The 13,346-nt window shown below is 76.9% G+C and carries 6 protein-coding genes; all 6 read left to right on the plus strand.

The features are described from left to right. Nucleotides 1-15: 15 nt before the first annotated feature. A complete protein-coding gene (locus ACIRFH_RS16845; protein ID WP_403521178.1) occupies nucleotides 16-870 on the plus strand; it encodes a DUF4132 domain-containing protein in 855 nt (284 codons plus the stop codon). Beyond that, nucleotides 867-5,990 (plus strand): hypothetical protein, encoded by a 5,124-nt coding sequence (locus ACIRFH_RS16850; RefSeq protein WP_403521180.1) that lies wholly within the window; start codon nucleotides 867-869, stop codon nucleotides 5,988-5,990. The genes ACIRFH_RS16845 and ACIRFH_RS16850 overlap by 4 nt, the downstream gene beginning before the upstream one ends. Before the next feature lie 32 nt (nucleotides 5,991-6,022). Next, nucleotides 6,023-7,192, plus strand: coding sequence for an AAA family ATPase (locus ACIRFH_RS16855; protein WP_403521182.1), 1,170 nt, complete (start codon nucleotides 6,023-6,025; stop codon nucleotides 7,190-7,192). Between the two features lie 5 nt (nucleotides 7,193-7,197). Further along, the gene (locus ACIRFH_RS16860) at nucleotides 7,198-10,860 is read left to right on the plus strand and encodes a DUF5682 family protein (RefSeq protein ID WP_403521184.1); all 3,663 of its coding nucleotides are present in this window, start codon (nucleotides 7,198-7,200) and stop codon (nucleotides 10,858-10,860) included. Next, nucleotides 10,857-12,773: a hypothetical protein gene (locus ACIRFH_RS16865; RefSeq protein ID WP_403521186.1), complete on the plus strand. Its 1,917-nt coding sequence runs from the start codon at nucleotides 10,857-10,859 to the stop codon at nucleotides 12,771-12,773. The genes ACIRFH_RS16860 and ACIRFH_RS16865 overlap by 4 nt, the downstream gene beginning before the upstream one ends. A gap of 145 nt (nucleotides 12,774-12,918) precedes the next feature. After that, on the plus strand, nucleotides 12,919-13,308 hold the full coding sequence (locus tag ACIRFH_RS16870) for a luciferase family protein (RefSeq protein WP_403521188.1): 390 nt from the start codon (nucleotides 12,919-12,921) through the stop codon (nucleotides 13,306-13,308). Nucleotides 13,309-13,346 lie beyond the last annotated feature (38 nt).

A 13,346-nucleotide genomic window follows, 5' to 3' on the forward strand; every position in this document is an offset into this window, starting at 1 on the left:
GTGCGGGAGGCACGTATGGGGTGGGTGACGGCCGGGGACTACGAGGTCGCCCTGGACGACGGGAAGGTGGTGTGCCGCAACGCGGCCGGGCGACGGCTGAAGTCGGTGCCCGCCAAGCTCGCGGACGATCCGGCCGTGGTCGGGCTGCGGCAGCTCGCCGAGTGGCTGGAGCGGCACGAACGCCAGTGCCTGACCGACGTGGAGCGGTGGATGGTGCGGTCGCTGCCCGTGCCCCTCGACGTGCTCATCCGAGTGTGGCCCGACCCCGCCTGGCGGTCCGCCCTGCGCGACCTCGTGGTCACCGGGGCGGACGGCGAGGTCGCCGGGTTCCTGCGGGACGCCGACCCCGAGCGGGGGCTCGGGATCGTCGACCTCGACGGCGACACCGTGCGCATCGCCCCCGCCCTGGTCCGCCTTCCGCACCCGGTGCTCCTGGAGGACCTGGAGGAGCTGCGGGAGTTCGCCGTCGAACTCGGCGTCGAGCAGCGGGCCCGGCAGCTCTTCCGCGAGGTGTGGCACCGGCCCGCCGCGCTCGACGCCGACGCCACCTCCGTCGAGGAGTACGCGGGCGGCGCGTTCGGGGAACTGCGGTTCCTGCACGGGCGGGTCACCCAGCTCGGCTACCGCGTGCGCGGCGGCTACGCCGTGTGTTCCGTGCGCGAGGAGGGGCACGGCGTCGAGGCCCGGGTATGGGTCGGCGACTACGACGGCTACGAGGAGACGGAGACCGGTCCCCTGATGTGGACCGACGCCGCCGGGCAGGTGCTGAAGCTCGGCCGGGTCGGGCCCGTGGCCTGGTCCGAGGGCATGCGCATGGCCGCGGCGCTGTACGCCGGGCGTGACATCGAGGACGAGGAGCGGGCGGCATGAACAGCACGCACGGAACGAACCCCGCCGGCGCCGCGTACGACGACGCCACCGCCGCCGCCCTGCTGGAGTCCGGCGCGATCCTGCCGCCCGGGAGCACCGGCCGCGAGGACGCCGACACCCTCACCGTCCGCACCTACACGCACCCCGCCCTCGACGGCCGCAGTGTCGTCCGGCTCGTGCCGGGCACCCTCGGCGACGCCGAGGACCTCGCGCTGGAATTCCTCGGCCTGGCCCGGGAGGCACAGACGCCCGAGGTCGGGCAGGTCCGGCGGGAGACCCTCGGTTTCCCCGCGTGGGCCCTGGTCAACGACCCGGCGAACGGGCATCACGCGCTGGCCCTCGTCAAGGACGTCGAGCGGCTCGCCCGGCAGGCCAAGTCCCGCCCCGGCGCCGCCAAGGAGGGCTTCGAGGAGCTCGGCGAACGGCTCGGCCGGGCCGTGCCGCACTTCCTGCCCACCTTCTACGAGCAGGCCGCCCGCATCTTCCTCCAGCACGACAACACCACCTACGCGGGCGCCTTCTTCGGCAAGGCCCGCGACGCCGAGCGGGTGCACGCGCTCCCCGTCGACGAGGAGCGGCAGCGCGCCGTCTTCCTGGAGTTCGCCTTCGCGGGCGCGCTGACCGTCAAGGCGCTCAAGCAGCACGTGAAGGACCTGACCGCGCGGCTCGACGGCGCTCACGCGTGGGACCAGTTCCGGCGGTTGACCGTGGAGCGCTGCGCGGCGGGCATGCCGCCGTACGCGTCGCTCCCCCAGGACGCCCGTGCTCTCATCAAGGCCGCGGGGCTGGACCGCGCCGAGGCGGAGTGCGACCTCGTCGCCGACCTGATCGCCTCCCCCGCCGCCGTGCGGGCACCCGCCTCCTTCTGGACGGCCTACCGGGCCACCCTGTCCGTCCTCGCCGGCCGGCGTCCGGGCGTACGGGCCCGCCTGCTGGAGATCATGCCGGCCGGGCTGGACCGGACGACCACGGCCGACGAGTTCTGGCTGGAACTGCTCGCCGAATGCGGCGCCGACCGGCTGCTCACCGACGCGTCCGGCGACGGTGCCGGGGCGGACGGCGCCGATACGGCCGAGAGCGTGGACGCCGCCGACTGGCTGAGCCGCTGGGCCGCCCACCGCAAGCACGGCGGTACGGTCAGCGACCGCTCGCCGGCCACCCTGGACCTCGTCGCCCGGATGGCGCCGCGACTGCGCGCCGACGGACGGCCCGTCGACCTGTTCACCGGCCGCCGGCACACCGGCGTCGACATCGACCTGCTCGACCTGTGCGCCGCCGAGGACATCCCCCTGGCCCTCCCGGATCCCGGCACCGAGGTCCACATGCGGCTGAACGACTGGCTGCTCTCCATCCGGCCCGGACGGCGCGACCTGACCGCCGTCGCGGCGGACCCGCGGCTGCGTCCCCTGCTGCTGCGCGCCGTCGGCGCGGTGGGCGGCGACCGGAACGGGGACCGCACGCTGGAACCCCTCGCCGAGCACCCCGTCCTCGGGGACGTGCTGCGCGAGTGGCTGGACGGAGCGGTCGCCGAACTCGCCGGCGCGACGGGCCTGCCCGGGGCCCGTACGGCGCTGAACCGGCTGAGCCCCTTCCGTTCCGTCGCCCCACGCGTCAATCCCGAGGCCGTCGCCCGGGTCGCCCGGTACGAGACGGCTCCGCTGCTCGGGCGCACCCTGCGGGCCGGCATCCTCGACGAGCTGGGCTGGCCCGCGCTCGACGAGGCGCTGGGACTGCTCGACCGCGAGCCGCGCAAGGACCGCGACAACACGCTGACCGTGGACGAGGCCTGGCCCTGCCTGGTCCTCAGCCGCGGGGACAAGGCGGTCGTCGTCGGCCCGGACGGCGTCCTGCTCGAACACGAGCTGCGGCTGCCGGCCGGCCTGGACCGCTGGCGGCGCCCGCAGTTCCGCTACGCCGACGGTGAGCTGCTGGTGGTGTGGTGGCAGGAGGGCAAGCAGAAGGGCTACTGGTCCGCCCGGCCGTCCGAGACCTTCACGCTGACCGGCGAGCAGGTGAGCCGCGGCTGGTACGACCGGAGCACCGGTGCGCCGTCGATCCCGCTGCCCGGTGGCGGCCGGGCCACCGGCGGCCGCACACTGCACGCCGGTGACACCGTCCTGCCCGCCGGCCGGCCCGTCATCGGCGACGGCTCCCTGCTGTGGCGCCAGGGCAGGCAGGGACGGCAGCGGGTGTGGCTGGAGTACGACCCGGAGACGGGCACCCACGGACGCGCCTCCCTGCCCGCCTTCCTGCGTTCCGGCATCCGGGACGGCGCGACGCTGCTGCAGGACGAGTGCGAGACGCTGCCCCTGCAACCGGGCCTGGAGGCGACCCCGTTCGGCACCGACGGCACGGTCGTCGGCCGTTGGGTGCGGACCGAGGACGAGGCCGACGAGCTGCGCACGACCACCGGTACGCCCGACGGGCGCACCGCCACGCTGCGCACGTCACGGCGCGGGGCGCGGGCCGTTCCGCTCGGCGCGCTGCGGCTGCCCGGGGGCGCCGAGCCGGTCGTGGCCCGGATGCACCGGCGGCTCTCCCTGTTCGCGCAGGACGACCCCACCGCGAGCGGTGAGCTCGGCCACGTCGTGGAGAACGAGCGGGGCGGGACGTTCGCCGCGGGCACGCCGTTCGTGCCGCCGGCCGCGTTCTGGCACGCGCTGCGCCCCCGGGACGAGGCCGCGTCGGCCGTGCTGCGGTCCCTGACCGACGAGCGCGCGGCCGAGGTGCTGCGGGAGGCGGCACGGGCGCTGGCCGAGCGCGAGGCCCAGGTGGCCGCCGCTCGCGCCGACGAGGCGGCGAACGCCGCGACCGGGACGGCCGGCGCCCAGGGCTCCGGCGGTTCGCAGGGCTCCGGTAAGACGGTGGACGACGACGGCGAGCCCGTCGTGCCGAGCGCCGACGACGTCGTGCGCCGGACGGTGTCCCGGTCGCTGCCCGGCCTCACCGACGAGCGGATGCTGGCCGGCGTGGCGGGCCTGGTGCGGACGACGCTCCAGATCGCCGGCCTGGCCACCGCGTTCGCGACGCCCCCCGTGGAGAGGCCGAAGCCGGACCGCCGGCTGCTCGAGGGCATGTTCCCGGACTACTGTCCCGAACACGGCACCGACGAGATCCTGCGTGCGGCCACCTCCTGCCTGACCGGGCTGCGGGGAGGCTACGGCGGCAGGCACCAGTGGCACACGCTCCGGCAGATCCGCGCGGTCAACCACGTGCTGTCGGGCGAGCCCGCCACCGGCAGGAAGCTGCCCGACCTCCCCCGCCTCGCCGCCCTCGGCGACGGATGGCACAGCGAGGAGCACACGGTCCCCGGCATCGGCCTGGTCTGGCCGCCGCTGCTGGCCGCGCTGCGCCCGCTCGCCTACCGTGCCGCCACGCCGACCCTGCCCGCCGCCGAACGCGAGGCCCTGCTGCTGCTGCTCGAAGCACTCGCCGAAGGGCCTGTCACCGCCCCCGGGAACGCGCTGCGCGAGGTCGTGCTGAGCGAGCCGCGCGACAACCGGCAGCGCGTCGGGCAGGTGATGCGCCGCGACGGCCGCACCGTCGTCGTCCTCGCCTGCCAGAGCACCGACTACGCCCGCGACCGCGTCAACTGGCTCGCCGTCGACCACGATCCGACGGGCCGGTTCGGGGCCGTCGCCCACTTCGCGCTGGAACGGGAGACCCGGCACGCCCCGGCCCTCACCGCCGACGAGCTCACCGCCTTCGTCCGGCTGGTCCGGGAGAAGGACGCCGCCCCCTGGCAGGCCGAGGCACCCGCCGCGCTCGCCGAGGCGACACACGGGGCCCTGGGCCCCCTCCAGGCCGCGGTACTGCTCGCGGGCCACCCGGCGAACGCCGGCGCCGACGCGTCGGCCGTGACCGGCATGAAGCCGCGGCAGTTCGACGCGGTCAAGGGCATGCTGGGCTCGGTGCTCGAGGAGGACCGGGCGGCGCTCATCGGCGCCCTGCTGCCGGAGGTCCCCGCCGACCTGTGGACGTCCGGGCCCGACACCGGTGCGGCGGGCCGGGTGTGGGCCGAGCGCCTGGGCGACCTCGTCCGCGTGCCCGAGGACATGGCCGCCTGTCTCGACGGGCTGCCGACCGGGTACGCCGAGGCCGTCCTCAACCCGTCCCGCACCGCGTGGCTCAGCCGCACGACCGTGCAGCGGCCGGACAAGGACGGCCACCTGGTCGCGGAGGACCCCGCCGCGCTGCCCTCGAGCCACAGCCTGACCGGCGCGGTCTCCGCCCTCACCGCCCTCGCCTACGCCCTGCCCTACGGCCATCCCCTGCGTGCCGCCCTGCCCGACGGCCTGGCCGCGCTGCGGCGCCGTCTCGCCGACCCGGCGCTGCTGCTCGACCTGGGCGTCGGGTGGACGGAGAAGGGCGGGTACACCTCCGACGAGCTGCGCAAGGCCTACGGGCTGCCCGCGGCCGGCGGCGCCGACGAGGACGGCACGATCTGGGTCGGGGAGGCACTGGCGCTGCGTCCCTGGCACGGTGACAAGGAGACCGTGCTGATACGCCCGGCCGGACTCACCGGCCCGGACGACGCCGTCCTCGGGCTGCTCGAAGGGCTCGTGGGCCCCTGGCGTTCGTCGGGTCTGCGGGCGCTGCGGACCCTCCTCGCCGACGAGCCGGCCCGGGCCCTCGCCGCCGGCCGGGACCCCGAGGGCCCCGTCGGATACGCCCAGGACCCGCTGGTCGGCGCGCCCGGGCTGGTCTCCGAGGTCGCCTCGACGCTCGGCCTGGGCGAGGACGCGGCGGCGCTCTACCTCCAGCTGCTCGCCCTGCCCGATCCGACGGACCGCAACGTGGCCCGCTGGACCGGCTGGAAGCCCGCGCGGCTGAAGAAGGCACGCGCCGAACTCGCCGCCACGGACCTGGTGGTGGAGGCCAAGCGGGCGCGTGCCGGACGCTCGCTCTTCCTGCCCTGCGGCTGGCGCGACTTCAAGTCCCCCGCCCTGCCGGTGGAGACGTGGAAGGAGGGCCTGTACCCGGTGCGGGAGGGGGAGCGGGCAGTGCCGCCGCTGCCGGTGCCCGAGCTGTTCGCCCGTGCCTGGGACCGGGTCCGCTCCGGCGACGCGCCCGCCTACGAGGAACTCGTCACCCGGCCCGCGCGAAAGGGCCGCCGATGACCACCGTCCCGACCCCCCTGGAAGATCCCTCGATGACCACCGCCCTGTCTCCCGACACCGCCCGCCAGATCGTGCCGCCCGAGGACCGGTACGCCACCGAACTGGCCTTCCTCGCCGCGTACGACACGGGATCGCGCCCGCCCGCCTGGCGGCTCACGCCCCGGGCCGTCGTCACGTTCGTCATGGGCAGCGACGGCCGGGCCCTGCGCCTGCCCGACGACGCCGAGGCGCCCGAGGGCGTGCCGCGCCGGCTGGAGGTGACGGGCAAGTTCGTCGGCGACCGGGCGCTGGTCGAGCGGTGCGTCGTCACCCTCGCCGGGGAGCGCGGCCTGCTGCTCGTGGGCGAGCCGGGCACCGCCAAGTCCATGCTGTCCGAGCTGCTGTCCGCCGCCGTGTGCGGCACCAGCGGGCTGGTCGTGCAGGGTACGGCGGGCACGACCGAGGACCAGCTGAAGTACGGCTGGAACTACTCGCTGCTGCTGGCCCGGGGACCGAGCCGGCAGGCGCTCGTGCCCTCGCCCGTCCTGACCGCGATGACCCGCGGCGGCATCGCCCGGGTGGAGGAGGTCACCCGCTGTCTGCCGGAGGTGCAGGACGCCCTGGTCTCCCTGCTCTCCGAGCGGCGCATCGCCGTGCCCGAACTGGCGGGCAGCGAGGACGCCCTGGCGCACGCCGCACCGGGGTTCAACCTCATCGCCACCGCCAACCTGCGCGACAAGGGCGTCTCCGAGATGTCGGCCGCGCTCAAGCGCCGCTTCAACTTCGAGACGGTCGGCCCCATCCCGGACCTCGACGCGGAGACCGCGCTGGTCCGCAGCCAGGCGCGGGCCTCGGTCGAGCGGGCCGGGGCGCCCTTCACGGTCGACGACGCGGTGCTGGAGGCGCTGGTCACCGCGTTCCGCGACCTGCGCGAGGGACGGTCGGCGGAGGGCTGGGAGGTCGAGCGGCCGTCCACCGTGATGAGCACGGCGGAAGCGGTGTCCGTCGCGGGCGCGCTGGGGCTGGCCGCGGCCTACTTCCCCGGCGACCGCGACGTGCTGGGGCTGCTGCCCGGGCATCTCCTCGGCGTCGTACGCAAGGACGACCCCGCCGACGCGGCCCGGCTGCGCGGCTACTGGGACGGTCCGGTGCGGCGTCGCGCGGAGCAGGGCTCGGCCACCTGGCGCACCCTGTGGGACCTGCGTACGGTCCTGGAGGACTGACGGCCGTGCTCCTCTCTCCGTCCTCCTCCCCCTCCCCCGCGCCCTCCTTCCCCTCTCCGGCCCTCTCGCCCGGTGAAGCGGTCGACGCCCTCACGGATCCGGGGGCGCCCTACCTCATCGGCGTCCGGCACCACGCGCCGTCCCTGGCGGCGGCCGTGCCCGCGCTGCTGGACGGGGCCGCTCCGGACGTCCTGCTGGTCGAGCTTCCCGCCGAGATGCAGGAGTGGCTGCCCTGGCTCGGCCACGAGGAGACCCGGGCGCCGGTCGCGCTGGCCGCGGCGCCCACCGAGGGGGACGGGGGGCCGGCGTTCTATCCCTTCGCCGATTTCTCCCCCGAACTCGCCGCCGTGCGCTGGGCGGTGCGGCACGGGGTCCCGGTCGTCGCCTGCGACCTGCCGCTGGCCGACCGGGCGTGGAGCGGCGGCAGGGGGCCCGCGCCGGAGCCCGGCCGACGCGATCTCACCCGCGCCCTGCGGGCCCGGCTCACCGGCCGTCCCGGTGAGGACCTCTGGGACCGGCTCGTCGAGGCGACGGCGCCCGGCTCCGGCCCTCAGGCGCTGCGCCGGGCCGCGCTGCTGACCGGGTGGGCGCTGCGCGAGGAGGCCGCCGCCTCGGGCGGGGTGCCCGAACTGGATCTGCGCCGCGAACAGTGGATGCGGGACCGGCTGGCCGCCGCCACCGCACACGGGGAGCGGGCCGCCGTGGTCGTCGGCGCCTTCCACGCCCCGGCGCTGGCGCTCCCCGCCGGGGAGACGGGGAACGGGGCCGAGGCGGACGCCGGTACGCGGCGCGAGCCGGGGGCCACCGGGACCGGGGCAGGAACCGGGAGCCGTCGGCCGGTGTGGACGACCTCGCTCATCCCGTACACCTACGCGCTCCTGGACGAGCGGTCGGGCTACCCGGCCGGCATCCGGGATCCGGAGTGGCAGCACCTGGTCCTGCGGGCGGCGGGCGATCCGGTCGCGCTGGAGGAGGCGCTGACCCGGACGACCGTGCGGATCTGTGCGCGACTGCGCGCCCTGGGGCATCCGTCGGGGCCCGCCGACGCACGCGAGATCACCCGGTTCGCCTCGGACCTCGCACGGCTGCGGGGGCTGCCGGCGGCGGGCCGGGGCGAGCTGGTCGAGGCGGTGCAGACGGTGCTCGCGCAGGGGGAACCGTACGGCAGGGGGCGGGCCGTCGCACGGGCGATGGAACACGTACTCGTCGGGACCCGCGGCGGCCGTCCCGCACCGGGCGCACCGCGCAGCGGCCTCGCCCCGGCGGTCGAGGCGGAGGTGACGGCCCTGGGCCTGCCGGGCCCCGGGGCCGGCGGGCCGGGCGGCGCGACCGCCCGGGACCTGCGCCTCGATCCGCTGCGGTCCGACCTCGACCGCCGGCGCGACCTGCTGCTGCGCCGGCTGACCGTGTGCGGGGTGCCGTACGCGGAGCCGAAGGAGGTGGCGGGTGCGGGCGGTGCCGAGGCCCTGACGACCCGGTGGGAGGTGCGCTGGACCCCGGCGACCGAGGCCATGCTGTCCGCGGCCGGCGTGCGCGGTGTCACGGCCGCCCAGGCCGCCGAAGGGGTGCTGCGGGAACGGTGGCGGGCGGAGAAGGACGAGGGCGGCCCCACGCCCGCGCAGACGCTGGAGGGGCTGCGGCAGGCGGCTGAGTGCGGCCTGCCGGAGCTGACGGACTCGCGGCTCGCGGAGGCCGCCGAGGTGCTGCCCGGTGCCGCGGCACTGCCCGAACTCCTGACCGGTCTGGGTCTGCTGGACCGGCTGCGGGCAGGGCACTTCGCCGGGCTCGGGACCGACGAGGACCGTACCGCCCGGGCCGCCGCCGTGGCCGGACTGCTCACCGCCGCGGCGGTGCGTCAGGTGGACGGCCTGGCCGGTGCCGAGGACCCGGCGGACGCGCACGCCCTGCTGGAGCTCGCCCACCGGGCGGACCTCCTCGGCGGCGTCCGGCTGACCGGCGCCCTGGCCCGGCTGGCCGAGGACGGCTCGCCCCTGATGCGGGGCGCCGCCGGAGCCGTCCGGGTGCTCCTCGGACACGAGGACCCGCGGGTGCTGGGCGAGCGCGTCGCCGCGTGGGTCGACACGGCGAACGACCCCGCGTCCCGGTCCGCGCTCACCGAACGGCTGACCGGGCTGCTGACGGCCGCCGGCCCGTTGCTGGAGTCGGCGGTCCCGGCGCTGGAGCCGCTCCTGAACCGGGTGTCCGACCTGCCCGACCGGGACTTCCTCGACCGGCTGCCCGCGCTGCGCGGCGGATTCGACGCCCTCAGCCCGGCGGCCCGCGACCGGCTCCTGTCCCTCGTGGAGGAGCGGCTGGCGGTCGATCACCTGGCCGACACGGGAAGCGTGGATCCCGTCGCCCTCGCCCGGTGGACCGGCGCGGACCTCGCGGCCCGGTCCGCCCTCGGCGCCCTCGGCCTGCTGCCCGCGCCACCGGCCGCCGAGGCCGGAGCGCCCGGGCCCGCCGCCACGCGCGGGAAGACGCCGGCCGCCACCGCGCACGGAGACACGCCGGCCGTCACCACGCGCGGGGACACGCCGACCGCCACCGTCGAAGAACGCCGGCCCGCCCCCGCCGACCGCTGGCGGCTCGTGCTGGGCCGCCGGACCGACCGGCTGCCCCCGTCGGCGGCCGCGCTGGCCACGGCGCTGGACGAGCTGTACGGCAGCGGCCGGGGCGAGGGCAGCCGGGGCGGCCTGACCGGTCCCGGCCGGGGTGGTGGCCGGGAGGCTCCCTATCCCGGTGCGCGGGAGTGGTCGGAGGACCTGGCGGCGCTGTTCGGTCCGGGCATCCGCGAGGAGGTGCTGGCGGCCGCGGCCGCCGCGGGCCGGCCGGACGTACTGGCCGAGCTCCATCCGGACAGTGCGCGGCCCTCCGTCGACCTGCTGCGGACCGTGCTCCGGCACGCGGGCGGCCTGCCCGAGGCGCGCCTGGCCGCGCTCCGGCCCCTTGTCCGGCGTCTGGTCGACGCGCTCACCCGGCAGCTGGCCACCCGGTTGCGTCCCGCGCTGCACGGTACGGTGCTGCCCCGCCCGAGCCGCCGGCCGGGCGGCGGCCTGGACCTGGCCCGCACCCTGCGGGCCAACCTGGCCTCCGCGCGCCGCGGCCCGGACGGCACCGTCCGGGTCGTCCCCGAACACCCCGTCTTCCGTACCCGTGCCCGGCGCGCCGCCGACTGGCGGCTGATCCTGGTGACCGACGTGTCGGGGTCCATGGAGGCGTCCACGATCTGGTCCGCCCTCACGGCCTCGGTGCTGGCCGGGGTGCCCACCCTGTCCACACACTTCCTGGCGTTCTCCACGAAGGTCGTCGACCTCACGGACCACGTCGACGACCCGCTGTCCCTGCTGCTCGAGGTCAGCGTGGGCGGCGGCACCCACATCGCCGCGGGACTGCGGCACGCCCGCGAGCTGGTCACCGTGCCGTCCCGCACCCTCGTCGTGGTCGTCAGCGACTTCGAGGAGGGCTATCCGGTGGGCGGCCTGCTCGCCGAGGTCCGTGCCCTGGTCGGGGCCGGCTGCCACGTCCTGGGGTGCGCGAGCCTCGACGACGCGGGCCGGCCCCGGTACTCCACCGGCGTCGCGGGCCGACTCGTCGCGGCGGGCATGCCGGTCGCCGCTCTCAGTCCGCTCGAACTCGCCCGCTGGGTAGGGGAGAAGATCACGTGAACCCGCAGCTTCCGCCGGTGGACCCGGTGGTGACCGCCGAACTCGTCGCGGCGCTGACTCCCCGGCTCCGCAAGCGGCTGGACGCGGGCGTCGCCAAGGTGGCGGGACGGCCGGTGGTCCGCGAGGGCGACGTGGTGCGCATCGCCGTGGACGACGACACCGACCTCGAACTGCACGCCCCCGGCGGCGTGGTGACCCGTGCGGAGGCGATCCGCTGCGGCTGCCTGCTGGCGCCCGGCTGCCTGCACCGCGCCGCCGCGGCCTCGGCCGCACCGATCGCCGACCCGACCCCGTCACCGGCCGCCGACCCGACCCCGTCACCGGCCGCCGATCCGGCGGAACCACCGGCCACCGCCCCGCCCCGGCCGCCGGTCGCCCACCCGGCAGTGCCCTCGGACACGGACCCGGCACAACCGCCGGCCTCCCACCCGGCGGAACCCTCGACCACGAACCCGACCCAGCCACCGGCCTCCCACCCGGCGGACCCCTCTGCCACGGCTCCCACGTCACCGGCCCCCGCCCCACCCCCCGACACCGCCACCCCCGAACAGCGCGCCGCCGCGGTCGACCTGCGGGACGCGGCCGCCGCCGTGCTGGAGGCCGGTACGGACGGCGCCGGTGCCGTCGTGCAGGCCGAACTGCTGCGCGCGGCGCACACCGCGCGGCTCGCGGGGCTCCCCCGGGCGGCGGGCCGCGCGGTCTCCGTCGTCACGGCGTTGCGGGCGGCCCGCGGCGCCGACCCCGCCTACCGCCTCTCCGACCTCGCCGCCGCGCTCCGCGACGTCCTGCGGCTCGCCCACCGCCTCCCCGACGCCGTCGGGCAGGAGCTCTCCGCGCTGCGCGGCAGCGTCCGGCAGCCGTACGCCCCGAACGGTTCGCTGCGCCTGTACGGGCTGTTCTCCGAGCCCGTGCTCACGGCGACCGGATACGCGGGGGCCGTCACCTGGACCGCCGACGCCACGGGCAGGCTCCACACCGTCTCCGACGTCGCGCCCGGCGACGCCGGCCGGGCCACGGGCGCCGCCGATCGCGGCGTACGCCTCGGCGACACGACCCTGACCCACCGTGAACTGTCGCGCGCCGGGCTCGTCGTGTCCGGTGCGACCGTCTCCCCGACGGGCCGCCTGGGTGCGGGGGCGGGCGTGCGGGCGGTCCGCGCGTCCGGTGCCGCGTGGCACGCCGAGCCGCTCGACCGCCTGTGGACGGTTCCGGTGGCCGAGCAGGTCTCCCGTGCGCTGACGACCGAGCAGGACCTGCTGTTCCTCGACGTCACGCTCACCGGCACGGTGCGCGAGGCGGCGGGCGAGTGCCTGGTCGCCGACTGCGCCGGACTGACACTGCGTCTGGCCGCCGCCCATGACGATCCCGCGCTGCCCCACCGCGACAACCTGCGTCTCCTGGCGTCCGCCCGGGGTTCCCGGCTGCGTGTCGTCGCCCGTCTCACACCGGCCCCGTTCCCCCGCGCGCTGCTGCTGGCCGTCAGCCACCCCACCGACCCCGACGCCCGTGTCGACCTGGGTCTGGACCGGCTCCGCCGCGCGGATCTGCCCGCGCGCGTACCGCCGGGTGCCGCGTCCGTGCCCGACATCGACGAGGCCCCGGTGCATCTGCTGCGCCGCCGGGTCCACCAGGCCGTCTCCGGCGGGCGCCGCGTGCTGGCGTTCCCCGGCGGCCGGGACGCCGACGGTCCTCGACTGCGCCGGCACGGCCTGGGCACCGCCGCGGAACTCCTCGACGAGCTCCACGCCGCCGCGGCGGACCGCGCCCGGGACTCCTTCGGCCGGCTCCTCCCGGCCGACTCCGGGCGCTTCGCCCGCGCCTGGCTCGCCGCCGCCGTCTACACGGAGGAACTCGACCGCGCCTTGTGCGCCGCCGCGTGGGGCGCGGCCCCCGGAGGGTGCGACGCCCCCTGAGCTGGTCCGTCGAGGGGCGCAGGCGGACGCCGCGCGACCGTGCGTGGCGCCCGCGGGGGCTTCCCGCGCGCCCGGCGTCCTCACAGGCCGGTGACAATTCGCGCAATCCCTGGTTGCGGCGCGGTGATCGGGCGACGATGGGGGCATGACTCTGGCCCAGCGCGCCTTCGAGCGGCTGCACGCCTGGCCCGACCTCTCCACGGGTCCGGCCAGTTGCGGAACCGGGCGGGCCCTGCGCTCCGCCCGTGACGAGATCGTCCACTTCCACTCGGACCGGGACGTGGACCTCCACCTGACCCACCGGGCCATCCAGCGTTTCCGGCAGGACCTCGGCGGCTCCAGCGCGATACACCTGGTCCCGGGCTCCCGCTGGGTGACCGTGCACCTGGACTGCGACGCGGACGTCGACCTGCTGTTGAGCCTGGTGAGCATCGCTTTGAAGGCGCATCAGACGCCGCCCGCCGCGGACCTGCCACCGGGGTGCAACTTCCGCCGCGTCACGGTGCTCCCCCGTGCGGCGGCCGGGGAGGTCTGAGACACGTCGGCGGCGGTGTCCCGGGCCGAAGGGGGCAC

The sequence above is a fragment of the Streptomyces sp. NPDC093586 genome (assembly GCF_044764905.1).
In the GTDB taxonomy this organism is placed as follows: Bacteria; Actinomycetota; Actinomycetes; order Streptomycetales; family Streptomycetaceae; genus Streptomyces.